Consider the following 24532-nt stretch of genomic DNA (forward strand, 5'->3'; position numbering starts at 1 on the left):
CTTTTGACGAGGTCTGTTGCTCGGCTTTTTCGGTATCTAGATTGATTATTTCCATGGTTATATTCCTTATGCAAACCGGCCCAGAGCTTTAAACATCAGAAGATCCAGAGGCATGTAGAGGAAGTGCAGGAGCACCAGAAAGATCGCGATTATCGCGACTCCACAGACGATCAATAGCATTCGCCATTTCCTGCGGCGTGCCAGTTCAGCCTTGGTGTGAATGTAGGGAATGGAAACCAATACGCGTCTACCCAGCACGCTGGCCAAGGCCTGGGCACCGCGCACACGCTGACTCATCATCTCGAGAAGCATCACCAGCGCGCCAGCACCCACCGGGGCAAGCAAGAAACCCATGGCAACCACTTTTTTACGGTTCGGCCGTACCGGCTTTTCGGGCATCAGCGGCGACTCCAGAAGAACAAAACGCTCGGCTTTGTTTTCCTGCTCCAGGCTTTCGGAAATTTTCGCACCCATTTCCTTCGTGCGAATCTCCTCATATTTTTTTCGAGCGTTATCATGGTCACGCATCACCGTGACCAAGCCGCGCTCGACTTGCGGCGTCTCAAGAATTTGCGCCTCGTATTCGGCTATTTTTCCGAGTATTTGCTGCTTTTGATCGGCCAGCGACTTGATACGTGCTTCTGCTGCGGAGATCCGTGTCTGGGCCTTGGCAATGTCCAGATTGACCGAAGCCGCTGCACCATCAGCACCTTTGCCAGCCTTAAGTGCAGCAATTTTGCGTTTGACGGCACGCACGTCGGGGTGGGCTTGCGTATACAGCGACTGCAACCTGGTGTACTCCGCTTTGAGGCTAGCCAGATCCTGTGGTTTATCAACTGCCGCACCGGGTGCTCCAGGCTTGGTCGATAGCCCGGCATTCGCGGCGGAAAGCTCCAACTCATTGAAGCGCAACTCCTCACGGGCAGTTTTGTAGTCACGGTCGACCTCTTTAAGCTCGGTTTCTGCGCGCGTCAACATATTCATGCGCAGCTCCTGATGCTCGGGCAGCGCGTTGCTGTGTGCCTGCTTGAAGTCCGCCAACCGGTTCTCAAGGGCTTCCAGTTCCACCCTGAGTTTGTCCGCCTCCTGAGTCAGGAACTCTGTCGTTTCACTGGCGCGCTCGGTGCGCTGCTTGATGTTTTCATCCAGAAACAGCGTCACCAGCTCATTGGCAACTTTGTTCGCAATCTCTGGCTGCCGGTGCTCAAAGGAAAGACGGAAAGCAATCGTCACCTCTCCGCGCCCCTTAACGGCAGCACTGACCAGGGAGACCACAATCGCATTGCGCATTTCTTCGATCTTCTCGGTAACGCTCAGTTGCCTACTTTGCGAAGCAAAAAGATTGTATTTGGCGATGATCCCTTCCAGATGCTCACGGGTCATCACGCGCTGGCGAATGACTTCGATGCGCTCATCGGCAAATGTATTGTTGTTGGCCGCCACCAAGTCTGGCGAAATCTGTTGAGACTCCACCAGAATCGTGCCGGATGACTCATAGGTCGGCGGGAGAGAGATCGCTACCGCTATGCACACGCCCAGTATCACCACGAAACTCACGATCAACAGCAGGGCGTGGTGCTTGATGATAGCTAGGTAGTCGTTAAACGACATTTCGTATTCAGAGGTCATATTTCTCACACAGCTGAATGTCAGAGACCGGGATAACTATAAGTCAGCGTCAGTCCGACGACGTTTGCAGTGGCATCCGGCAAGCCATCTTGCTGGCGTTGTTTGTATGTGTAGGATAGGCGTGCAATCCAAAAAGGCGAGAGTTCTTGGCTAAACCAGGCACTGTAATTTTGCAGGGTATTAGGCGTGCGGCCTTTGGCGTCTTGCCAGGCGACATCGAAACCGGTGCGTCGGGTCTCGTCGACGGCATAGCTCCATGTACCCCTCAGGGCATCAACCTCGACGAAACCACCGTCCCCGCTGGCGAGAGTGCTACGACTGGCGTCGATGCTGGTATCAATACGCTCACCGGCATATTGCAACATTAAACCGCCCTGGCCTTTGGGGCCGCTACCTGTGCCAGAGACTTGGTTGAGACCCACGTAGGCCGTCCCCTTAAGCCGCTCGGAGAATTGGACATTCAAGCCGACCGCGGGGGTGTAGCTGTTTGAGGAAGCCACCGCAGACCCCTTCTCCGGCTCATAGCGCCTCACGCCAAGACGGGTGAACAGCTCGACCTGCTCACTCCATGCATAGTTCCAGCTGAAGCGGGTCGCCAGCTCGTCATAGTTGGTCAGTGAATTAACATCGTAAGTGACATGAGTGTAGTCAGTCTCATTAACCAGGGTGCTTCGCTCGCTGAGAGCAGTGCTCCAGTTGCCGCCCAGCAAATACATCTTTTGCGTGCCATCGGAGGCAACTACGCCGGTGTCCTGAACCACCGTGGAAAGCGTCGAGTTTTCCTCATATCTCGCCGTGAGTCCAAAAGCACCCGTTTCGGTCGCGCGCTGCCACCCTAACTTTAATCTGGGATCTTCACGGTCCGAAACGATGGACGTATCCGACGAACGCACGATATTTAACCCGAGACCGAACTGGAACTCATCCCGTCCGGAAGTACCCACGAGGCTGTAATCGGGGGCGATGATGGTACGGGTCACCCCCTTCTCACCACTCGTAAGCAGCAGTGGGTTGCTGTCGTACTCGACCGTCGAAGGCACTGCTATTGCTGATTGCCAAGTAGCAGCATAGGCCATGTCCGAACACGACAAAGCCAGGATTGCCGTCGCAACCCCGGTAGTTCGAAATCCAAGCAAAGTAATCCCTAGTGCCTCGCGCAAGGCTAAGGCACGACCAGCGTATCGCCGGCTTTAAGTAGAAAATTGGTGGTCATGTCTTTCCCTGACATCAACTCGCTGTAGTCGACGCGCAGGATCTCTTGTCTAGCCCCATTGAGCCGCACGACCTTAATGTCGCCTTTATCGGCGAATTTGTCGAGCCCGCCCGCCATGCTTATTACCTGCAGCACTGACGTTTGACCTGACATATGCACGGTGCCGGGTTTCAGCACTTTGCCCTGAACGTAGACGAGATTACCTTCGGTGCCGGTGACGACAACGCTCACCTGCGGATCAGGTATGAAAGCCTCAAGCTTGGCAGCGATTTGCTTCGCGACAGCGGTGGCATCAAGCCCCGCAACATTGACCTGCCCTGCCAGCGGGAAGGTAATGCTGCCATCGGGGAGTACGCGTACATCCTGTTTGAGCTTGTCTTCGCCCCACACGGAAACAGAAAGGTTATCTCCCGGACTCAGCCGGTAAGTCGGGTCGTTTTCGACGGCATTGGAAATGCTGGGGCAAACGGCCAACGCGCACAGCACAGGTATCAATGAACGGAACATCGGGATCCCTCCGTCTAAGTAGCCATGCAAGGAGTTTAGAACAAAAAAACCTAGTCAAATCACTCTAGCCTATTTCAAGCCAAAGAAACTACTACACAGCAATCACCTTGAGCTTCTGGGCGGTCAATTCCGCCAATGCAACACACTCGAAACCGGAACGTTAGTGTAAAACAGCAAAATAGTGTTATTTAACAACAGGTTGGAGCAAGCAAACCACCCCCAGCGTATTCCGCGCCAATATTAACCACACCGTGCCCGCTTGAGCCGGCTCAACTGCGACACTGTCAACCTGGCTATGACTACGTTTGCCAGCGCAACTAATTGATATCAACAATTACAAACCAAGTATCATTGCAAGACAGACATCATCCGCAAAAACAATACATAAAGCTGTGTGTCTACACAGCCACCAGAGTGACTGTCTAAATAACCCTTATTGCCAAATAACGTTAACTACCACCTATATCTTCCGTCGGTTGGCGACCACAATAAAACCAAATAGCGCGGAAGAAAATAACCATGCTGCCGCAGGAAGCGGTACTGCATTCGGTTGGTTGATGTCAGACACCTCAACCAGATTTTTATCCTGGAGAGATGAATCAATCTTGAATTGCTTATTGTCAACCGCCGCCATTAATCTGTCACGCGAAGAAGAATTGACGGATACATCCACGCCCGAGTCAGCGTGATGTATGACACTGTTAACTTTCGCAGAATGGACATCATCAACGTAAATATCAGTGATCAATGAAGGCAAGCCAAGGCTCTTTCCAAAAGTAAGCAGCGCGCCACCCGTGTGCTCTTTGAGAGCCGTACAAAGTTGAGGCCCTAACTCCTCGCAAGCGCTGCCTATGCGACTAATTTCATAGGCCAAACTGGTCGCCTGAGCACTAGCAATAGCTGCACCATTCAGGATCACAGAAAACAACACAAATTTAATGACAAGTGTTGAGCGCATAACACCGCCTCCTTGCGTAGGGGGTTATTCTTTTGTCGGTTGAAGGAATCTTTATCGGCTAAATTGAGCCTATAAGCACATCGCCATTACGTCAACAGCTCGTCACAATAATAAATCGAAATTTCACCTCAGGGAGGGTGGCGTCAAAATAACGCCACAACGAGCACGTCAGCTCTGTGAATTCTATCTATGTGTAATAGCTTCACCCATGGGCGTTAGCCCGCATCAGGACGCTAGCACACGACCCGGCAAAGCGCCCTGCACCGGGCAACGAAGTACCTTGGCAATGGCATGGGCTCGACCGCCGACGACGCCTGTAAAGGCGGGTTTATCGGCAACTTTCTGAAAGTACCCGGCGGCCGAGAGTTTTTGACGCATGAAGACGGTATGGCAGATAAAGGCTCCCCGTGCATTCTCAACCCTGGAACACTGTCGAAGTCTCGGCGCTGCGCCAGGGAACCATGCTCAACCTCCCTGGCACCCGTGCCGAGCAGATCAATGCAATACGCGTAAAAGGCATCACGATTGAAGACAGGATGAATGACTGACCATCACTTCGGTTGCGCCACCGTACGCAAATAAGGTTTCACCGTCTTGAAGCCATCCGGGTATTTCTTCCTTGCGTCGTCGTCGGATACCGACGTAGGAATGATCACGTCCTCACCCGGACGCCAGTTCACCGGCGTGGCAACCGTGTGCTTGGCGTTCAACTGAATAGCATCGAGCAGCCGTAACACTTCATCGAAGTTGCGCCCGGCACTCATCGGGTAGACCAGCATCGCCTTGATCTTTTTATCCGGGCCGACAATGAACACTGAACGCACCGTGGCGTTGTCCACGGCAGTACGAGCGCCGCCACTGGCGTTCGGGTGAATCATGTCGTAGAGCTTGGCCACGACCAGATTCTCGTCGCCGATCATGGGGTAGTTGACCGCATGGCCCTGGGTTTCTTCGATGTCTTTGGCCCAGGTCTGATGGTTACCGACCGGGTCGACGCTGAGGCCGACAATCTTGGTGTTGCGTTTGTCGAACTCCGGCTTGAGCCCGGCCATATAACCGAGTTCAGTGGTGCAGACCGGGGTGAAGTCCTTCGGATGTGAGAACAGGATGGCCCACTTGTCGCCAATCCATTCGTGGAAATGGAGCGTGCCTTCGGTGGTTTCGGCGGTGAAATCCGGTGCTTCGTCGCCAATACGAATGGTCATGTGCGTTCTCCTCGCTGTGAAGGGTAGGGAAACTCTCGGAACGATCCAGTATAGGTGACCTTGAAGATTTCGCTCTGCACCCCCGCCGAAGAGCTGGCGCCAGCGGTAAATACCCGGATCTATCGGAACTTTTCGCCCGGTGCCCATTCACTGAGACACCTATCTGGCGTGTCTTCTCGAACTGGTGCTGCACGCCGATTTACGAGACTAAAACTTCATCCGAAAATGCTGCCTATACTGCAATCCGGGCTCGATAGAGAACACGGACAAAATCGCCAAGCATTCCAATCCAACTGCCCTGATTGTCTGCGCTAAGGACCTGACAGATGAATGTGATCGAATATTTTGATCGAGTAAGAATCATCAATATCTCGTCAAGAAAGGATCGCCGTTTAGAAACAGTAGAAGAATTCACTCGCAACGGCTTTCACATTGATGATGAAAAAATAGGCTTTTTTGAGGCTGTTACGCCCAGTGAGGGAAATGGCTTCCCGAGCGTCGGGGTCAGAGGCTGCTTTTTGAGTCATCTGGGGGTGCTGGAAGAGGCTATGCGCCTGAATTTGAAAAATATCTTGATCATGGAGGACGACATACAGTTTTCCAGACATATTTCTCAATATGGGAGAAAGGCGATCGAGTCTCTGGAAGGTATTGAGTGGGACATCGTCTATTTTGGGCATCCGTTTGAAGAAAATTCAAACTTGCCCGCTTGGAAAGCAGTCGACCGGCCAATACATTTGGCCCATTTCTATGCTGTAAACGGGAAATGCTTTGGGAAATTAAGGGATTTTTTATTCCAGGTTCTGGAGCGGCCACCGGGACATCCTGACGGAGGTCCGATGCATTATGACGCTGCTCTCAATACGCTTATTCATAAGAATAAAGAAATTCTGGCTTACTATTTTACCTGGAATTGTGGCTATCAAAGGCCCTCGCGGACGGACCTGCATGAGCTTTCCATCTTCGACAGGGTGCCTGTCCTGCGGCCGGTAATGGGTATGTTCAGGAGGTTAAAGGCAAAAAACCTGAGAAGAACTCGATAGTTTTCTCTCTTTAGGGAAGGTCTGAAGTATCCAATGCCTGACGTAACCAGCCCGGCACGGCGCAGGAGCCGTCTCCAGGTGCTTGTGGCGGACCGCCCCCGTCATTTGCGCGCCAACTTGTACCGGACGCACTCCTCATAAAAGCTCTCGCGCAGGGCTGCGGGCTTCATCCGCGAATTACTGTCATAGGTCTGCTCGGTAATGCCCATCGCCATCATGTGCATCCACGGCTTACTGAACTTGTAGGTATGTAACTTCTGCCGGGCTGCATACAGTGAAACCCCGGACAGCTTGAGTTCCTGGGCTCTCGCCGCAGTACCTGCGCCCCAGCTGCAAATGTAACGATCATTCGAGGCCAGTTCTTTTGCCTGGACAGAGGCGGCAACGCTCGCCAGGCCTAACGAAATCAGCGCAACCATCACATCCCGCATTTGCATTCGATCCCAACTAACTGAAAATAAATTGATTTTGGTCAAAAGTTTCAGCCTTCGGGGCCAGCAAAATGCCTTAAGTGCGCTATCGCCTGTTTTCTCAGTGTCTTACGGACATTTCTGCCGAGATTTCAATCCTTAGCTATAGCTAACACCCTCTCAATGCAATCAAGTGAGGCAACGGAATGTCAGTCGCAAAGAAAATGACGGTAGGGCAACTGACAATGTTGACGGCCGTCAACATGTTGGGCTCAGGCATTGTGCTGTTACCCACAAAACTCGCCGAAGTCGGCGGCATTTCCATTCTTTCCTGGCTAATCACGGCCACCGGCTCCCTGGCGCTGGCCTATGCCTTTGCGCGCTGCGGGATGCTCAGCCGAAAGACCGGGGGCATGGGCGGCTATGCCGAATACACCTTCGGCAAGGCGGGCAACTACATCACGAACTACACCTATGGGCTCTCGCTGTTGATTGCCAATGTGGCGATCAGTATTACGGCGGTCGGCTATATCCAGGAACTGTTCCACATCAAGCTTGATTCACTGCAAGTGGGTCTGGCAACCATCGCTTTGTTGTGGATCACCACGTTCGCCAACTTCGGAGGCGCACGGATCACCGGCCGGATCGGTGCGATCACGGTTTGGGGGGTGATTGCGCCGGTAGTGCTCGTATCCACCGTTGGCTGGTATTGGTTCGACAGCAGTGTCTACGCCGCGGGCTGGAACCCGCACAACATGGGCTGGTTCGAAGCCGCAGGTGCATCGGTGGCGATCACCTTGTGGGCATTCCTCGGTCTGGAATCGGCGTGCGCCAACACCGATGCCGTGGAAAATCCAGAGAGAAACGTACCGATTGCGGTTCTCGGCGGCACCCTCGGCGCGGCGGTGATCTACATCGTCTCCACCAACGTCATCGCCGGTATCGTCGATAACCCTGAACTGGCCTCCTCCACTGCACCGTTCGGGCTGGTCTTTGCCAAGATGTTCACCCCTCTGGTCGGCGACATTGTGATGGCCGCGATGGTACTGGCGTGCATCGGTTCGCTGCTCGGCTGGCAATTCACCATCGCTCAGGTCTACAAAAGCTCCGCGGACACCGGTTATTTCCTGTCGATCTTTGCCAAGTCCAACAAGGCCGGAACACCCATCGTCGGCATGCTGGTGCTGCTGGCAGTGCAGACGGCGCTGGCTTTTCTCACCATCAGCCCTGACCTGAGCAAGCAGTTCGACACCCTCGTCAACCTCGCGGTGGTCACCAACCTGGTGCCCTACATCCTCTCCATGGCCGCGTTGATGACCATTCAAAAGGTCTCCAACGTTCCGGCGGGCACGGCGCTGATAACCAACATCATTGCGTGGGTCGCGGCGGCTTACAGCTACCTGGCGCTGTACAGCTCGGGCGCGCAGGCACTAATGCTCGGCGGCGTGGCAACGATCTTTGGTTACACGCTGTTTGGCTTCGTCAACAACCGCCTGATCCGCCTCGAAGCGCTCAATAACAGCGTACCGACACAGACCGTCAGCGCTCAGCACATCACAGGCGAGCCGGTGCCGGTCAATAACTTGCAAGCAGTCAGAGTGGAGGCTTAATCATGACGGAATATAAACATTCGCTCGGAATGCTCACGCTGTTGGTCAGCAGCCCGCCGGACAAACGCACCGTCTTTGGTCGCGCCCTGCATCAGTTGATCAACGACGTGGAGGAACGCACCGTCCGGGTGCTGGCGTCGGAAACCCTGAGCGACGCCACGTCGATCCTGCGCTCGGACCCGGCCATTCAATGCGTACTGCTCAGCTGGGAAATGGACAAAAGCGAAGGCCACGAGGAATGCATCCAACTGCTAGTCAGCCTGCGTGAGCGCAACACCCGGGTGCCGGTTTTCTTGATTAGCGACCGCAGCACCGCGTCGAGCATTCCACTGGTGGTCATGCAGCACGCCGACGACTTCATCTGGTTGCCCGAGGACACCAGCCGCTTTCTCAGTGGGCGCATCCTGGCGGCCATCGAACGTTATCGCCAAGCCGCACTCCCTCCCATGTTCGGTGCGCTGGTGAAGTTTTCCCGCACCTATGAATACTCGTGGCACACCCCTGGTCATGCCGGCGGCACAGCGTTTTTGAAGAGCACCGCGGGGCGCGCGTTCTACGAGTTTTTTGGCGAGAACCTGCTGCGTTCGGACCTGTCGATTTCGGTCGGTGAACTCGGTTCGCTGCTCGATCACAGCGGCCCCATCGGCCAGGGCGAGCGCTACGCCGCCAAGGTGTTCGGCGCCCACCGCACCTACTACGTCACCAACGGCTCGTCGATGTCCAACCGCGTCATCCTCATGGCCAGCGTCACCCGCAATCAGATCGCCCTGTGCGACCGCAACTGCCACAAGTCCGCCGAGCATGCGATGACCCTGTCCGGTGCGATTCCGACCTATCTGGTGCCGACCCGCAACCGCTACGGCATCATCGGCCCGATCCTGCCGCAAACCCTGAGCAGCGACGGCGTGAAAGCCGCTATCGCCAGCAACCCGCTGGTCAAGCAAGGCATCGACCCGACACCCGTCCACGCCATCATCACCAACTCCACCTACGACGGCCTGACCTACAACGTCACCCGCGTCGAAGAGTTGCTGGGGCAAAGCGTCGATCGTCTGCATTTCGATGAAGCCTGGTACGGTTATGCGCGTTTCAACCCGCTGTACCGCGAGCGCCACGCCATGCACGGCAGCCCGGACGATCACGACGACTCGAAGCCGACCGTGTTCGCCACTCAGTCGACCCACAAGTTGCTGGCCGCCCTGTCCCAGGCCTCAATGATTCACGTGCGTAACGGCCGCAACCCGATCGAACACGGGCGCTTCAACGAGTCGTACATGATGCACGCCTCGACCTCGCCGAACTACGCGATCATGGCTTCCTGCGACGTAAGCTCGGCGATGATGGAAGCTCCCAGCGGGCAAATCCTCACCACCGAATCGATCGAAGAAGCCATCAGTTTCCGCCAGGTCGTCTCGCGCATGCACAACGATATGTTGAGCAAGGATGACTGGTTCTTTACCTGCTGGCAGCCGCCGACCGTACAGGTTGGCGCGGCCACCGTGCCGTTCCATGAAGTCGATCCGGTGCTGTTGAAAACCGAGCCGAACTGCTGGGTACTGCATCCCAACGCGGTATGGCACGGCTTCGGTGACATCGAAGAAGGCTACTGCATGCTGGACCCGATCAAGGTCTCGGTGCTCAGCCCCGGCATGGGCGACGACGGCAACCTGCTCGACTCGGGTATCCCGGCCTGTGTACTCACGGCCTACCTGGGACGTCAGGGCATCGTGGTCGAGAAAACCACCGACTTCACCATCCTGTTCCTGTTCTCCATCGGCATCACCAAAGGCAAATGGGGCACCTTGCTCAATGCCCTGCTCGACTTCAAACGCGACTATGACGACAACGTCGAACTGGAACTGTGCCTGCCGGATCTGCTGGCCGCCAACCAGACTCGTTACGCCGGCATGGGCCTCAAGGACCTTGCCGACGAAATCTTCGCCGCCATGAAGAAACACAAAACCACCGCCAACATGGCCCAGGCGTTCGGCACACTGCCGAAAGCCGAATTCAGCCCGGTGGAGGCCTACGAAAAACTGGTCAGAAACGACATCGAACGGGTGACACTCGAGGAAGCCGCCGGACGCATCGCTGCGACCGGGATCGTGCCGTATCCACCGGGCATTCCATTGCTGATGCCGGGTGAAAACGCCGGGCCTGCGGACGGGCCGTTGCTGGCCTATCTCAAGGCGCTGGAAGCCTTCGACAAATCCTTCCCGGGTTTCACCCATGACACCCATGGGATCGAAAGCGAGGGCGGGGTTTATCGCTTGCTGGTGTTGAAATGAGCTAGCGCCTGTACGTACTGCGAAGAAAAAAACGGGCGCCCTGAAGGCGCCCGTTTTATGTGTCTTCTCCTAAGCGATTAACCCGTCGGGTTTAAACCCTCACATTGCGTCCCGGCAACGATGATCGCTGGCTGGTTTCCCAATCCTGGACAAGCCCGACGGGCGCATCGGACGCCGGCAGCATGGTGCGCCCACGAACCAGATCGGAAGCCCGCTCGGCCAGCATGATGGTCGGTGCATTGAGGTTGCCGTTTGGCTCGGTCGGGAACACCGACGAGTCGATCACCCGCAAACCCGCGATGCCCCGAACACGCAGCTCGGAGTCAACCACTGCCATCTCGTCTTCGCCCATGCGGCACGAGCCGCAGGGATGGTAGGTGCTTTCCAGGTTTTCACGCACGAAGGCATCGATTTCTTCGTCGGTGTTCACCTGTGGTCCAGGGGCGATCTCGCCGTCGCGGAAGCGGTCCATCGCCGGTTGGCCGATGATCTCGCGAGTCAGGCGGATGCAGCGGCGGAAACCTTCGCGGTCCTCTTCGCGGTGCAGGTAGTTGAATTGAATCTGCGGATGTTCGTAAGGGTCAGCGGAACGCACCCGAACGTAACCGCGACTCTTCGGTTTGTTCGGCCCGGTGAGCACCATGAAGCCGTGGCCCTTGATCGGTTTGTTGCCGTCGTAACGCATGGCCGCAGGCAGAAAATGGAACTGAATGTCCGGCCAGCGCAGTCCTTTATCCGAGCGGATGAAACCACCGGCCTCGAAATGGTTGGTGGCGCCGAGTCCGTCCTTGAACAACAGCCAGCGCAGGCCGATCAACAACTTGCTCAAAGGATCCATTTTGCTGTTCAGCGTCACCGGCTCCTTGCAGCCGAACTGGATGTAAACCTCGGCGTGATCCTGCAGGTTCTCCCCTACTCCCGGCAGGTCATGGCGGATGCCGATCCCGGCTTTGCGCAGAACCTCGGCCGGACCGATACCGGAGCGTTGCAACAAGTGTGGAGAGCCGATGGGCCCGGACGAGACGAGCACTTCCCGGTTGCAATAAACCTGATGAGTCTGGCCTTCGTGGTCATACATGACGCCGACGGCTCGCTTGCCTTCAAGCATGATCTGACGGGTCATTGCATGGGTGATCACGGTCAGGTTCGGACGTCCCATGGCCGGTCGCAGGTAAGCGTTGGCCGTGGAGCAGCGCACGCCGTTTTTCACCGTCATGTGCATCGCGCCGAAGCCTTCTTGCATGTAACCGTTGCAGTCATCGGTCTTGATGTAGCCCGCTTCTGCGCCGGCCTCGACCCAGGCCCCGTACAACGGGTTTTTCATGTGATTGCCGTTGGTGGTGTGCAAGGGGCCGGTGCTGCCGCGATAGCCGTCACCGCCCTCCTCGTAATGCTCGGCCCGTTTGAAGTAAGGCAGGCAATTGCGATAGCCCCAACCCTCTGCACCGAGGGACTCCCATTCGTCAAAGTCATAGGCGTGGCCACGGATGTACACCAGGCCATTGATCGACGAAGAGCCACCCAGCACCTTGCCCCTTGGGCAGTGAATGCGCCGCCCGTTGAGGAACGGCTCCGGCTCGGTCTCGTAGCGCCAGTTGTACTTCTTGGTGTTCATCGGGATCGAAAATGCACTCGGCATCTGAATCACCACACTGCGATCGCTGCCGCCGAATTCCAGCACCAGGACCGAGGTGGCTGGGTCTTCGCTTAGGCGGTTGGCCAACACACAACCTGCCGAGCCGGCACCGATGATGATGTAGTCGTATTTTTGCGTCGCCATGATTATCTCCGGACCGCCGATTCGTTGAAAACGGGCAGCGACGGCTTGGTCAACGTGTCGCCGGTGGTGTATTGCGGGGATGTTTTTTCGATGTGCTGGATGACGATTTCTTCGCGTTTGAGGTCGATCGAGCGGCTGAACCAGTAGTACACCAACCCCGACACGATCAGCCCGACGAGCCAGGCGATGTCGATGCTGCCGAGCGCTTTGGCGAGCGGGCCGACATAGACCTCACGCTGTTCAACGCCATCGTAGATATAGAAGAACGGGATCATCGAAATGAAGCCGATGGCATACGCCGCGATGCCGCGCAGGCCCCAGCTGCCGTAGATGTTGCCGTGGGGCATGAAGAAATGCGGGATAGCGTAGCGACCCTTGCGGACGAAGAAATAGTCGGTCAGGTTGACCGAGGTCCAGGGCACCAGGAAGTACAGCATCACCACCAGGTAGATGCCCAACACCGACAAGCCTTTGCCCGAACTCTGGATGCTCAGCGCGACACCCAGTTGCAGCAGGATCACGAAACCAATCGCCAGAATGCGTGCCTTACGGGTAGGTTCGATGTGCTTGATGGAGTCGACGCAGGTCAGCGTGGTCAACTTCGCGCTGTAGATGTTCATGGCGATGACCGGCAGGAACGCCAGGATCGTGACAACCACCACCAAAGTCCCCATCAGTGGCGAAACGGTGTTGCCCACTTGCCCAAGGGCCACCAGCACATCCGTGGAGTGCAGGTGATCGGCCAACCAGCCACCGACAGAGATCATCCATGCACCGGACAACGAGGCACCCAGGAACACCACCGCGATCAATTTTCCGCTGGAGGTGTTCTTCGGCAGGTAACGCGAATAGTCAGACACATACGGGGCGTAAGCGATGTTGTAACTCGCCGCTGCCGCGAACTGGGCGATGAAGCCAGTCCAGTTGAAGCCCAGCGGCGCCGGGGCCACTTCACCGGCCGCAAGCACCGGCACCGCGGCATCGGGAACCCAGCCCATCAGCACCGCCAACGTCACCAGGCCGTAAAGCGGAAGCGACAGGTACAACGCCCATTTGAAACTGCGGTGCATCCAGTCATGCCCGAGGATCGCCAATACGGCCGCCGGTATCGTCACCGCCACCGCGATCACCGCAGGGTTGAAGCCGAATAGCGTGTGCAGCCCCTGCATCATCAACACCAGGTTGACGATGGTGAAACCGGCGAACACAAACAGCGTCGCCAGCAGCACCAGGATCACCCCGCGATAGCCGAACTGCGCACGGGACTGAATCATCTGCGGCAGCCCGAGATGTGGACCTTGCGAGCCGTGAAAGGCCATGAACAGCGTGCCGAACATGATGCCCAGCGTGCCGGCAAGTGTGGTCCAGAGCGCGGTCAGGCCGACGCTCGGGCCGACGAAGCCGATGGTCATGGTAAAGAAGGTGAAATTGCCGAGGAACCAGAACGGGCCCTGGCTCGACAGTTTGTCGGTGCGCTCGCTCTCCGGGATGAAATCGATTGAATGGCTTTCGACGACGGGTTTGTCGTCCAGGAGAGACACGCTTGGGGCGGCTTTGGCGTCAATGTTCATGATGTACTCTTATTTTTGGAAGATCATGACGAGATAACTGCGTTCTTGGGGTGAACGACGTCCCTGTGGGAGCGGGCTTGCTCGCGAAAGCGGAGTATCAGTCCACATCAATGTTGGATGTGCCGGCCTATTCGTCGGAACGCCGCCCGGAGCAAGCTCGCTCCCACATGGGATTGAGTCAGCCATGACTCAGGGGAGCGTGATCCAGACGGCCTTGGTTTCGAGCAGATAATCGAGCTGCTCCGCGCCCAGGTCCTTGCCGAATCCGGACTGCTTGTAGCCACCGAACGGCATCGAAGGGTCGAGGGTGCCGTGGGCGTTGACGTAGACCGAACCCGCTTTCAACCGCGGGATCAGGCTGTGCACCTTTCCAAGGTCATTGGAATAGAGTGCGGCCGCCAGGCCGTAAGGCGAGTCATTGGCCAAGGCCAAGGCCTCTTCTTCATCGTCGAACGGTGCGGTGACCAGCACCGGACCAAAGATCTCTTCCTGGACGATGCGCATGTCGTTGCGGCAATGGGCAAAAATGGTCGGCTCGACGAAGAAACCGGGGCCTTCGACAGGCTGACCGCCGTAAACCAATTCGGCGCCCTCTTGCTTGCCGGTTTCGATGTAGTCGGTCACTCGCTCCTTCTGCAACGCTGAGACCAACGGGCTGATGAAGCAGTCTGGATCCAGACCCGGTGCGATTTTCAGCGTGCGGGTGTAGGCGATCAGTTCGCGCAGGAATTCGTCGTAGACGCTGCGATGAATATAGGCGCGAGTACCGGCATCACACACCTGGCCGGAGTTGAAAAACACGCCGTTGGCAATGGCCTGGGCGGCGGCCGGCACGTCGGCATCGGCCAATACGATCACCGGTGATTTTCCTCCGAGTTCGAGGGTTAGTCGCTTCATTTCGTCCAGCGCGGCGCGGCCGACGGTACGGCCGACCGGGGTCGAGCCGGTGAAGGTGAGCTTGTCGATACCGGGGTGCGTGGCCATCGCCGCACCGACCACGCTGCCGCGTCCGGTCACGATATTGATCACCCCGTCCGGGATGCCGGCTTCCTGCACCAGCTCGGCAAAGCGCAAGGCGGACAGCGAGGTCAGTTCGGCGGGTTTGACCACCTCGGTGCAACCGGTTGCCAGCGCCGCGCCGAGCTTCCAGGCCATGGTTTGCAGCGGGAAGTTCCAGGGCACGATGGCGCCGACCACTCCTACCGCTTCCTTGCGGGTATAAGCCAGGTAATTGCCCGGCAGCGACGGCTCAACGGTTCGGCCATGCAGCTTCGTCGCCCAACCAGCGAAATAACGCAGCGTATCGACCGTGCCCTGGATATCGACGTCCCGCGCGAAGGCGACTGATTTGCCCATGTCGATCGATTCGATTTCCGCCAGTTCGGCGGCGTTGCGTTCAATCAGGTCCGCCAGGCGTTGCATCAGCCGCTCGCGTTCTGCCGGCTTGGCCTGACGCCAGGCGCCACCGTCAAACTGTGCTCGAGCAGCTTGCACGGCGCGATCCAGATCCTGTGTGGTGCCCATCGGAATACGGGTGATCAGGCCCTCGGTCGACGGCTCGATAACATCGGACGTCTGCCCGTCGCTGGCCTCGACAAAGGCGCCGCCGATGAACATTTTCTGAACCTTGCTGAGGAAGGTCTGGGTGGCTTCGGATACACCAAATTTCTGCAAATACTGCTTAACGATCGTGTCCATTTTCATACCCTCTGTGCGGCGGTCGGATCACACCGTGGCTGTGGTGGTTTCGCTCATGGCGTGCCGTGCTTGAGCCCGCTCGTGGAAGATGAAACCAATACTGTTGAGCAGCAGTTGCGCCGCCAGAATCGAGGTCATGCCGGAAGGATCATAGACCGGTGCGACCTCCACCAGATCCATGCCAACGATGTTGCCTTGGCTGCGTTTGGCCAGGGCCTGGATGATTTCCAGCACTTCGTAATAGAGGAAGCCGCCGTGACTTGGGGTGCCGGTGCCAGGGGCGATGGACGGGGCGAAACCGTCGATGTCGATGGTGATGTAGTAGTTGATGTTCTGCGGGATCAACGCCAGCACACCTTCGACGCCGAGGCGGCGTACATCACGGACCGAAAGGATCTTCGAGCCGGCCGCGTGGGCTGCTTCGTAGTCATCGCGATTGGACGACGACACGTTGCGGATGCCCATCTGGGTCATGCCGACAATGTGGTTCATTTCGGACGCGCGGCGCAGCGGGTTGCCATGGCCGTAGCGAACGCCATGACGCTCGTCGACGAAGTCCAGGTGCGCGTCGAAGTGGATGATATGGATCGGGCCACGGCCCTCGAACGCCTTGATCACCGGGGCGTGGACCGAGTGATCGCCACCGAGTACAACCGGCATGACGCCGGCATCCAGAATCTTGCGTACGGCGTACTCGGTGTTCTCGTTACTGGTGACCATGTCGGTGTGCACGATATCGGCGTCACCCACATCGACCATGCGCACGTCGGAGGCGGTCAGGTACATGACGTCGACTTCGTGGTCATAGGCGCCGGCATGGCCGAAGGAAAACAGGGTCGATGCCTCACGAATGCCGCGTGGTCCGAAGCGTGCGCCGGAACGCCACTGGGTGCCCATGTCGTTGGGCACGCCGAGGACTGCCACGTCCGCATCCAATGCATCCCAATCGGTGCACACCGGGGATTTGCCAAAGGTGCAGTGACCCACGAATGGCAGGTTCAGGCGACCGGATTCATAACCGTTGTTCGACATTTCAGGCATCTCCAATTCTTGTTATCAGCTAGCGGACTTGGAAGGCGACCGCCGTTGGAATGACTATGGGCGCAGGTTTTCGTGGAAAAAATGCTAAACATCAGATACTCATATCGGCATTACCGATGCATCCATACGCGGGAGGTTCAAGGTGATCCAGCTGCACGATGTCGATCTGAAACTGCTCAGAGTGTTTGCCACGATTGTCAGGTGCGGCGGTTTTTCTGCCGCGCAGGCGGCGTTGAATGCCGGCCAGTCAACCATCAGCGAACAGATGACTCATCTGGAAACCCGGCTGGGGGTAAAGCTCTGTCAACGCGGGCGCAGCGGCTTTCGCCTGACTGAGCAAGGCGTGGCGATCCACGAAGCCACTCAGCGTCTGCTCTCGGCAGTCGAAAATTTCTGCATGGACGCTGACGTGCTCAAGCAGCACATCAGCGGCAAGCTCAATCTGGGGATCATCGACACCACCATTACCGATCCCGATTCTCCACTGCCGCGCACCACCCAACGCTTCGTATCCAGAGGGCATGATGTGCACCTGAACGTGTACGTCGGCACCCCCGCAGAACTGGAAGAACGCGTGCTCGACGGCCGACTGCACCTGGCCATCGGGCACTTCCCGATCTACGTTCCGGGCCTGCTGCACTCACCGCTGTATCAGGAAGCCTTGGGATTGTATTGCGGGCGGCGGCATCCGCTCTATGGCAGCAAGGCCGAGGGTGACGAACTGCTCGAAGAGATTGCCGCGAGCCGGATTGTCGTCAGGGGCTACATGCAGCAATACGACCTGGAACACCTGGGCGTCAGCAAGGCTGCGGCCACGGTGGACAACATCGAGGCGCTGGCCATTCTACTGATCTCCGGCGCCTATCTGGGCTTTCTGCCGATGCACTTCGCGGCCCAATGGATCAAGACCGGCGAGATGCACCAACTGGCGCCGACGAGCCTGCAACTGATGTCGCCGTTCGACGTGATCACCCGACGCGGCACGGCCCCGCCGCCGATCCTTCAGGCCTTTCTAGAAGATCTGGCCGCCTGTTCGCGCACCACCGGCAACACCTGACAGACACTGCAGGTGCCGGTCATACTCATTCTGTTCGCAACCCTTGCAGGCCACCCTATGCGCATCCACGTCACCTTCATCGACCGCGTCGGCATCACCCAGGAAGTGTTGGCCCTGCTCGGTGGGCGCCGTTTCAATCTGGATGCCGTCGAGATGGTGCCGCCCAACGTTTACATCGATGCGCCAACCCTCGGCGCCGATGTATTGGAAGAGCTGCGCGAAGCTTTTCTTGGGGTGCGGGGCGTGCAAGCGGTGACGATGGTCGACATCCTCCCGGGGCAGCGCCGCCGCTTGCAACTCGATGCCTTGCTGGCGGCCAGCACCGACCCGGTGTTGGCGGTGGACGAGCGTGGTCATGTGTTGCTGGCCAACCCGGCGCTGATCGCACTCTGTGGCCGTGAACCGGCCGGTGAGCCGTTGACCGCGCTATTCGATGATCCCGCCTTGCAACGCACATTGATCGAGCACGGTTTTCGCCTGCCCATGCATGAAGTCAGCCTCGGTGGCCAGACCCTGCTGCTGGACGCCATGCCGATCACCGATGCTGGCGCCCTGCTGACCCTGTACCAACCGAACCGCATAGGTGAACGCCTCTCGGCGCTGCATCATGACCATGCCGAAGGTTTCGACGCGCTGCTCGGTGAGTCCCCGGCGATTCGGACCCTAAAGGCCCGTGCCCAGCGTGTTGCAACGCTCGATGCACCGCTGCTGATTCAGGGCGAAACCGGCACCGGCAAAGAGTTGGTGGCCCGTGCCTGCCACGCGATCAGCGCACGGCATGACTCGCCCTTCCTGGCCCTGAACTGCGCGGCACTGCCGGAGAGTCTCGCCGAAAGCGAGCTGTTCGGCTATGCCGCTGGCGCCTTCACCGGCGCACAACGGGGTGGCAAACTCGGCCTGCTGGAACTGGCCGACCAGGGCACGGTGTTCCTCGACGAAGTCGGCGAAATGTCGCCCTACTTGCAAGCCAAATTGCTGCGCTTTTTAAGCGATGGCTGCTTCCGTCGAGTGGGTGGCGATCGTGAGGTCAGGGTCAACGTACGGGTGCTCAGCGCGACCCACCGTGATCTGGAGAAAATGGTCAGCGAAGGCAGCTTTCGCGAGGACCTGTTCTACCGCCTCAATGTGCTCAATCTGCAAGTACCACCGTTGCGCGAACGCGGCCACGACATCCTGTTGATGGCCAATCATTTCATGCAGCAGGCCTGCGCGCAGATCCAGCGTCCGGTCTGTCGCCTGGCGCCCGGGACCTATCCGGCGCTGCTCGGTAACCGCTGGCCGGGCAATGTACGGCAACTGCAGAACGTGATTTTTCGTGCTGCTGCAATTTGCGAGAATCCGCTGGTGGACATCGACGACCTCGACATCGCCCGCACCGCCGTCGAGCGACAAAACGACGGTGAGGTTGGCAGCCTGGAAGAGGCCGTCGAAGGGTTTGAAAAGAACCTGCTGGAACAGCTCTACAGCAGTTATCCCTCCAGCCGTTTACTGGCGGCACGCCTGCAAACCTCGCACAGTGCGATCGCAATCCGGTTGCGTAAATATGGCATTCCCGGAAAACCCTGACTGCTGTCTTTAAATCGATACAGCGTATCGAAATAAAGACAAAACCTTCTCGACGCGTCTGGCCCAGACTTCGCTCCCTCCTCTGCGCGCGCCTGTATTGATTTCAATACGGAAGCTGCATACCAATCCTGCTACAGATATCTCAAGCCATTGATTTAACACAACTAATAAAGATTGGCACCACCCTTGCTATCAACCCTCAAGCTACGCTCGTTGCCCGACACGAGCCTGCCCATCGCCATCCGCCACCAGCAGTGGATGAGTCTGAACAATGAGGAGTTGATATGAGCGAATTGCGTTTTACCATCGATCACGAATGGCTGCGTCTTGAGAGCGATGGCCTGATCACTGTGGGGATCACCGCTTATGCCCAGCAAGCGCTGGGTGACGTGGTCTTCGTTCAAGTGCCTGAATTGCGTACCTTCGGCGCTGGCGATGAGGTGGCGGTGCTGGAGTCGGTGAAAGCTGCCAGCAGCGTGTACATGCCGCTGGATGGCGAAGTGGTCGAGGTGAATTCGACGCTGGAAAGCTCCCCCGAATTGATCAACGAAGACGCACTGGGTGAAGGCTGGTTCTTTCGTATGCGCCCCAGCGACACGAGTGCAATGGACGCCCTGCTCGACCAGAGCGCTTATGAGCGCCTGACCAACGACGCCGCTTGAGGACTTCCGTATGACCACCCTCCTCGACACCCGCAACGAATTCATCGCCCGCCACATCGGCCCGCGCTCCGGCGACGAGCAAGCCATGCTCAACAGCCTCGGCTTCGACTCGCTGGAAGCCCTGAGCGCCAGCGTCATCCCCGACAGCATCAAGGGCACCAGCGTCCTCGGCCTCGAAGACGGCCTGAGCGAAGCCGATGCCCTGGCCTTGATCAAGTCCATCGCCGGCAAAAACCAGCTGTTCAAGACCTACATCGGCCAGGGCTACTACGGCACCCACACGCCGTCGCCGATCCTGCGCAACCTGCTGGAAAACCCGGCCTGGTACACCGCCTACACCCCGTACCAGCCGGAAATTTCCCAGGGCCGTCTCGAAGCGCTGCTGAACTTCCAGACCCTGATCAGCGACCTCAGCGGCCTGCCGATCGCCAACGCGTCCTTGCTCGACGAAGCCACCGCCGCCGCCGAAGCCATGACCTTCTGCAAACGCCTGAGCAAGAACAAGGGCAGCCACGCCTTCTTCGCTTCCGTGCATTGCCACCCGCAAACCCTCGACGTGCTGCGCACCCGGGCCGAGCCGCTGGGCATCGACGTAGTCGTTGGCGACGAACTCGAACTGACCGACGTGACGCCATTCTTCGGCGCCTTGCTGCAATACCCGGCGAGCAACGGGGACGTGTTCGACTACCGCGAGCTGACCGAACGCTTCCACGCGGCGAATGCGCTGGTGGCGGTCGCCGCCGACCTGCTGGCCCTGACCGTGCTGACCCCGCCGGGCGAGTTCGGCGCCGACGTCGCCATCGGCAGCGCGCAACGCTTCGGTGTGCCGCTGGGCTTCGGCGGCCCGCACGCGGCGTATTTCTCCACCAAGGATGCATTCAAGCGCGACATGCCGGGCCGTCTGGTCGGCGTCTCCGTCGACCGTTTCGGCAAGCCGGCCCTGCGCCTGGCCATGCAGACCCGCGAGCAACACATCCGTCGCGAGAAGGCCACCAGCAACATCTGCACCGCGCAGGTCTTGTTGGCCAACATAGCCAGCATGTACGCCGTGTACCACGGCCCGAAAGGCCTGACGCAGATCGCCAATCGCGTGCATCACCTGACCGCGATTCTGGCCCAAGGCTTGAGCGCAATCGGTCTGACGGTTGAGCAAGAAAACTTCTTCGACACGCTGACGATCAAGACCGGCGCGCAAACTGCCGCTCTGCACGAAAAAGCACGTGCTAAGCAGATCAACCTGCGCGTGGTCGATGGCGAGCGTCTGGGCCTGTCCCTCGACGAAACCACCTCGCAAGCTGACGTGGAAACCCTGTGGGCGCTGTTGGCCGACGGCCAAACACTGCCGGACTTCGCGGCATTGGCTGCCACCGTCCAAAGCACGATCCCGGCCACCCTGCTGCGCCAGTCGCCAATCCTCAGCCACCCGGTGTTCAACCGCTACCACTCGGAAACCGAGCTGATGCGCTACCTGCGCAAGCTCGCCGACAAGGACCTGGCGCTGGATCGCACCATGATCCCGCTGGGTTCGTGCACCATGAAACTCAACGCCGCCAGCGAAATGATCCCGGTGACCTGGGCCGAGTTCGGCGCCCTGCACCCGTTCGCCCCGGCCGCGCAAAGCGCCGGCTACCAGCAGCTGACCGATGAACTGGAAGCGATGCTCTGCGCCGCCACCGGTTACGACGCGATCTCGCTGCAACCGAACGCCGGTTCCCAGGGTGAATACGCCGGCCTGCTGGCGATTCGTGCCTATCACCAGAGCCGTGGCGAAGACCGTCGTGACATCTGCCTGATCCCCTCGTCCGCCCACGGCACCAACCCGGCGACCGCCAATATGGCCGGCATGCGCGTGGTCGTCACCGCCTGCGATGCCCGCGGCAACGTCGACATCGAAGACCTGCGCGCCAAGGCCATCGAGCACCGCGAACACCTCGCGGCGCTGATGATCACCTACCCGTCGACCCACGGCGTGTTCGAAGAAGGCATCCGCGAAATCTGCGGCATCATTCACGACAATGGCGGCCAGGTGTACATCGACGGCGCCAACATGAACGCCATGGTCGGCCTCTGCGCCCCGGGCAAGTTCGGCGGCGACGTGTCGCACCTGAACCTACACAAAACCTTCTGCATCCCCCACGGCGGTGGCGGCCCCGGCGTCGGCCCGATTGGCGTCAAGTCGCACCTGACGCCGTTCCTGCCGGGTCACGGCACCATGGAGCGTAAAGAAGGCGCGGTCTGCGCCGCACCGTTCGGCAGCGCGAGCATTTTGCCGATCACCTGGATGTACATTCGGATGATGGGTGGCGCGGGTCTCAAGCGTGCTTCGCAACTGGCGATCCTCAATGCCAACTACATTTCCCGTCGCCTCGAAGAGCACTACCCGGTGCTCTACACCGGCAGCAACGGTCTGGTGGCGCACGAATGCATCCTCGATCTGCGTCCGCTGAAAGACAGCAGCGGCATCAGCGTCGATGACGTCGCCAAGCGCCTGATCGATTTCGGCTTCCACGCCCCGACCATGTCATTCCCAGTCGCCGGCACGCTGATGATCGAGCCGACCGAAAGCGAATCCAAAGAAGAACTGGACCGCTTCTGCGAAGCCATGATCCGCATCCGCGAAGAAATCCGCGCGGTGGAAAACGGCACCCTGGACAAGGACGACAACCCACTGAAAAACGCGCCGCACACCGCGGCGGAAATCGTCGGCGAGTGGACGCATCCGTACAGCCGTGAGCAAGCGGTGTATCCGGTCGCGTCGCTGATCGAAGGCAAGTACTGGCCACCGGTCGGTCGGGTCGACAACGTGTTTGGCGACCGCAACCTGATCTGTGCCTGCCCGTCGATCGCCGACTACCAGGACGCCTAAGAACTAACGCATACCCCCTCAGAGGACTCCACCATGTTCAGCAAGCACGACCAGATCAAAGGCTACGACGACGAACTGCTGGCAGCGATGAACGCCGAAGACGCACGTCAAGAACACCACATCGAGCTGATCGCTTCGGAAAACTACACCAGTCAACGGGTGATGGAAGCGCAAGGCAGCGGCCTGACCAACAAGTACGCCGAAGGCTATCCGGGCAAGCGCTATTACGGCGGTTGCGAACACGTCGATGTGGTCGAACAATTGGCCATCGACCGCGCCAAACAGCTGTTCGGCGCCGATTACGCCAACGTCCAGCCGCACTCCGGCAGCCAGGCCAACGCCGCAGTCTATCTGGCGTTGCTGCAAGCCGGCGACACCGTGTTGGGCATGAGCCTGGCCCACGGCGGTCACCTGACCCACGGCGCCAAAGTCAGTTTTTCCGGCAAGTTGTATAACGCCGTTCAGTACGGCATCGACACCGCCACCGGCCTGATCGATTACGACGAAGTCGAACGCCTGGCCGTCGAACACCAACCAAAGATGATCATCGCCGGTTTCTCCGCTTACTCGAAGACCCTGGACTTTCCCCGCTTCCGGGCGATTGCCGACAAGGTCGGCGCTTATCTGTTTGTTGATATGGCCCACGTTGCCGGGCTGGTGGCGACGGGTCTGTACCCGAACCCGGTTCCCTTTGCCGATGTCGTCACCACCACAACCCACAAAACCCTGCGCGGTCCGCGCGGCGGCCTGATCCTGGCCAAGGCCAATCCGGAACTGGAGAAAAAACTCAACTCAGCGGTGTTCCCCGGCGGCCAGGGTGGCCCGTTGATGCACGTGATCGCGGCCAAGGCTGTGTGCTTCAAAGAAGCGCTGGAGCCAGCGTTCAAGACCTATCAGGCGCAAGTGATCCGCAACGCCCAGGCGATGGCCAAGGTCTTTATCGACCGAGGTTACGACGTCGTGTCGGGCGGTACCGACAACCACTTGTTCCTGGTCAGTCTGATTCGTCAGGGCCTGACCGGCAAAGACGCCGACGCGGCCCTTGGTCGCGCCGGGATCACCGTGAATAAGAACGCCGTACCGAACGACCCGCAATCGCCGTTCGTGACCTCGGGCCTGCGCATCGGCACCCCGGCGATCACCAGCCGTGGGTTCAAGGAAGCCCAGAGTATCGAGCTGACGGGCTGGATCTGCGACATTCTCGATCACCTCGGCGATGCCGATGTCGAGGCGCAAGTCGCCCAGCAAGCCGCTGCAATGTGCAGCGACTTCCCGGTCTACCGCGACTGATCCGCAGCACTCTTTGTAATTGGATGGACTCGCCCAAGCCGAGGCGTCAATGCGCCACGGTGGCAGTCTAAACAGCCAACGACAGCGAGGGCGAGTCCATGAAAAATCATAGTTCGATTGATCAATCCCTGTCTTCTT

At 58.4% G+C, this 24532-nt stretch carries 18 protein-coding genes; 8 read left to right on the forward strand and 10 right to left on the reverse strand.

What is annotated here, in order from left to right; translation table 11 throughout:
• Positions 1 to 66 precede the first annotated feature (66 nt).
• From FQ187_RS12390 to FQ187_RS12415, 5 genes are all read right to left on the reverse strand, one after another.
• Positions 67 to 1629 (reverse strand): lipopolysaccharide biosynthesis protein, encoded by a 1563-nt coding sequence (locus FQ187_RS12390; protein ID WP_149629692.1) that lies wholly within the window; start codon positions 1627 to 1629, stop codon positions 67 to 69.
• Between the two features lie 20 nt (positions 1630 to 1649).
• On the reverse strand, positions 1650 to 2705 hold the full coding sequence (locus tag FQ187_RS12395; protein WP_371925540.1) for a hypothetical protein: 1056 nt from the start codon (positions 2703 to 2705) through the stop codon (positions 1650 to 1652).
• An 86-nt stretch (positions 2706 to 2791) separates the two neighbouring features.
• Positions 2792 to 3349, reverse strand: coding sequence for a polysaccharide biosynthesis/export family protein (locus tag FQ187_RS12400; RefSeq protein WP_149629693.1), 558 nt, complete (start codon positions 3347 to 3349; stop codon positions 2792 to 2794).
• Positions 3350 to 3809: 460 nt separating this feature from the next.
• Entirely contained in the window at positions 3810 to 4307 is a 498-nt protein-coding gene (locus tag FQ187_RS12405) for a VPLPA-CTERM sorting domain-containing protein (RefSeq protein WP_149629694.1), read from the reverse strand.
• A 551-nt stretch (positions 4308 to 4858) separates the two neighbouring features.
• Positions 4859 to 5512, reverse strand: a complete 654-nt coding sequence (locus FQ187_RS12415) for a peroxiredoxin (RefSeq protein ID WP_008155786.1) — start codon at positions 5510 to 5512, stop codon at positions 4859 to 4861.
• Positions 5513 to 5838: 326 nt separating this feature from the next.
• On the opposite strand from FQ187_RS12415, the gene FQ187_RS12420 reads away from it, so the two are divergent.
• Positions 5839 to 6555, forward strand: a complete 717-nt coding sequence (locus FQ187_RS12420; RefSeq protein ID WP_149629695.1) for a glycosyltransferase family 25 protein — start codon at positions 5839 to 5841, stop codon at positions 6553 to 6555.
• Between the two features lie 101 nt (positions 6556 to 6656).
• On the opposite strand, the gene FQ187_RS12425 is transcribed toward FQ187_RS12420, so the two are convergent.
• Complete coding sequence (locus FQ187_RS12425; RefSeq protein WP_149629713.1) at positions 6657 to 6986, reverse strand: hypothetical protein; 330 nt, start codon at positions 6984 to 6986, stop codon at positions 6657 to 6659.
• A gap of 185 nt (positions 6987 to 7171) precedes the next feature.
• Between FQ187_RS12425 and potE the strand changes: the two genes are divergently transcribed.
• Together potE and FQ187_RS12435 are read left to right on the forward strand one after the other, a co-directional pair.
• Positions 7172 to 8575, forward strand: a complete 1404-nt coding sequence (gene potE, locus FQ187_RS12430; RefSeq protein WP_149629696.1) for a putrescine-ornithine antiporter — start codon at positions 7172 to 7174, stop codon at positions 8573 to 8575.
• A 2-nt stretch (positions 8576 to 8577) separates the two neighbouring features.
• Entirely contained in the window at positions 8578 to 10863 is a 2286-nt protein-coding gene (locus tag FQ187_RS12435) for an Orn/Lys/Arg decarboxylase N-terminal domain-containing protein (RefSeq protein ID WP_149629697.1), read from the forward strand.
• Positions 10864 to 10954: 91 nt separating this feature from the next.
• On the opposite strand, the gene betA is transcribed toward FQ187_RS12435, so the two are convergent.
• From betA to speB, 4 genes are all read right to left on the reverse strand, one after another.
• On the reverse strand, positions 10955 to 12643 hold the full coding sequence (gene betA / locus FQ187_RS12440) for a choline dehydrogenase (protein ID WP_149629698.1): 1689 nt from the start codon (positions 12641 to 12643) through the stop codon (positions 10955 to 10957).
• Positions 12644 to 12645: 2 nt separating this feature from the next.
• Entirely contained in the window at positions 12646 to 14214 is a 1569-nt protein-coding gene (locus tag FQ187_RS12445) for a cytosine permease (RefSeq protein WP_149629699.1), read from the reverse strand.
• Between the two features lie 189 nt (positions 14215 to 14403).
• Positions 14404 to 15912 (reverse strand): aldehyde dehydrogenase, encoded by a 1509-nt coding sequence (locus FQ187_RS12450; RefSeq protein ID WP_149629700.1) that lies wholly within the window; start codon positions 15910 to 15912, stop codon positions 14404 to 14406.
• Between the two features lie 27 nt (positions 15913 to 15939).
• Entirely contained in the window at positions 15940 to 16944 is a 1005-nt protein-coding gene (gene speB / locus FQ187_RS12455) for an agmatinase (protein ID WP_149629714.1), read from the reverse strand.
• A gap of 151 nt (positions 16945 to 17095) precedes the next feature.
• Between speB and FQ187_RS12460 the strand changes: the two genes are divergently transcribed.
• The 5 genes from FQ187_RS12460 (at position 17096) to glyA (ending at position 24394) form a co-directional block, all read left to right on the forward strand.
• Positions 17096 to 18010: a LysR family transcriptional regulator gene (locus tag FQ187_RS12460; RefSeq protein ID WP_149629701.1), complete on the forward strand. Its 915-nt coding sequence runs from the start codon at positions 17096 to 17098 to the stop codon at positions 18008 to 18010.
• Positions 18011 to 18067: 57 nt separating this feature from the next.
• Complete coding sequence (locus tag FQ187_RS12465; protein ID WP_149629702.1) at positions 18068 to 19576, forward strand: sigma-54-dependent transcriptional regulator; 1509 nt, start codon at positions 18068 to 18070, stop codon at positions 19574 to 19576.
• A gap of 284 nt (positions 19577 to 19860) precedes the next feature.
• Positions 19861 to 20238 carry a glycine cleavage system protein GcvH gene (gene gcvH, locus FQ187_RS12470; RefSeq protein ID WP_149629703.1) on the forward strand — a complete coding sequence of 126 codons (378 nt, stop codon included), beginning with the start codon at positions 19861 to 19863 and terminating at the stop codon, positions 20236 to 20238.
• 10 nt (positions 20239 to 20248) lie between these two features.
• Positions 20249 to 23104: an aminomethyl-transferring glycine dehydrogenase gene (gene gcvP, locus FQ187_RS12475; RefSeq protein WP_149629704.1), complete on the forward strand. Its 2856-nt coding sequence runs from the start codon at positions 20249 to 20251 to the stop codon at positions 23102 to 23104.
• A gap of 33 nt (positions 23105 to 23137) precedes the next feature.
• Positions 23138 to 24394: a serine hydroxymethyltransferase gene (gene glyA, locus FQ187_RS12480; protein ID WP_149629705.1), complete on the forward strand. Its 1257-nt coding sequence runs from the start codon at positions 23138 to 23140 to the stop codon at positions 24392 to 24394.
• Positions 24395 to 24532: the final 138 nt, after the last annotated feature.

It is taken from the genome of Pseudomonas sp. ANT_J28 (assembly GCF_008370005.1).
Classification (GTDB): Bacteria; Pseudomonadota; Gammaproteobacteria; order Pseudomonadales; family Pseudomonadaceae; genus Aquipseudomonas; species Aquipseudomonas frigoris.

Coding starts and splice junctions, on each gene's coding strand:
- betA (WP_149629698.1), bottom strand. CDS start 12,643: ATGGCGACGCAAAAATACGACTACATCATCATCGGTGCCGGCTCGGCA.
- FQ187_RS12390 (WP_149629692.1), bottom strand. CDS start 1,629: ATGACCTCTGAATACGAAATGTCGTTTAACGACTACCTAGCTATCATC.
- glyA (WP_149629705.1), top strand. CDS start 23,138: ATGTTCAGCAAGCACGACCAGATCAAAGGCTACGACGACGAACTGCTG.
- gcvP (WP_149629704.1), top strand. CDS start 20,249: ATGACCACCCTCCTCGACACCCGCAACGAATTCATCGCCCGCCACATC.
- FQ187_RS12465 (WP_149629702.1), top strand. CDS start 18,068: ATGCGCATCCACGTCACCTTCATCGACCGCGTCGGCATCACCCAGGAA.
- FQ187_RS12405 (WP_149629694.1), bottom strand. CDS start 4,307: ATGCGCTCAACACTTGTCATTAAATTTGTGTTGTTTTCTGTGATCCTG.
- FQ187_RS12415 (WP_008155786.1), bottom strand. CDS start 5,512: ATGACCATTCGTATTGGCGACGAAGCACCGGATTTCACCGCCGAAACC.
- gcvH (WP_149629703.1), top strand. CDS start 19,861: ATGAGCGAATTGCGTTTTACCATCGATCACGAATGGCTGCGTCTTGAG.
- FQ187_RS12425 (WP_149629713.1), bottom strand. CDS start 6,986: ATGCGGGATGTGATGGTTGCGCTGATTTCGTTAGGCCTGGCGAGCGTT.
- FQ187_RS12400 (WP_149629693.1), bottom strand. CDS start 3,349: ATGTTCCGTTCATTGATACCTGTGCTGTGCGCGTTGGCCGTTTGCCCC.
- FQ187_RS12450 (WP_149629700.1), bottom strand. CDS start 15,912: ATGGACACGATCGTTAAGCAGTATTTGCAGAAATTTGGTGTATCCGAA.
- FQ187_RS12395 (WP_371925540.1), bottom strand. CDS start 2,705: ATGGCCTATGCTGCTACTTGGCAATCAGCAATAGCAGTGCCTTCGACG.
- FQ187_RS12445 (WP_149629699.1), bottom strand. CDS start 14,214: ATGAACATTGACGCCAAAGCCGCCCCAAGCGTGTCTCTCCTGGACGAC.
- potE (WP_149629696.1), top strand. CDS start 7,172: ATGTCAGTCGCAAAGAAAATGACGGTAGGGCAACTGACAATGTTGACG.
- FQ187_RS12435 (WP_149629697.1), top strand. CDS start 8,578: ATGACGGAATATAAACATTCGCTCGGAATGCTCACGCTGTTGGTCAGC.
- FQ187_RS12420 (WP_149629695.1), top strand. CDS start 5,839: ATGAATGTGATCGAATATTTTGATCGAGTAAGAATCATCAATATCTCG.
- speB (WP_149629714.1), bottom strand. CDS start 16,944: ATGTCGAACAACGGTTATGAATCCGGTCGCCTGAACCTGCCATTCGTG.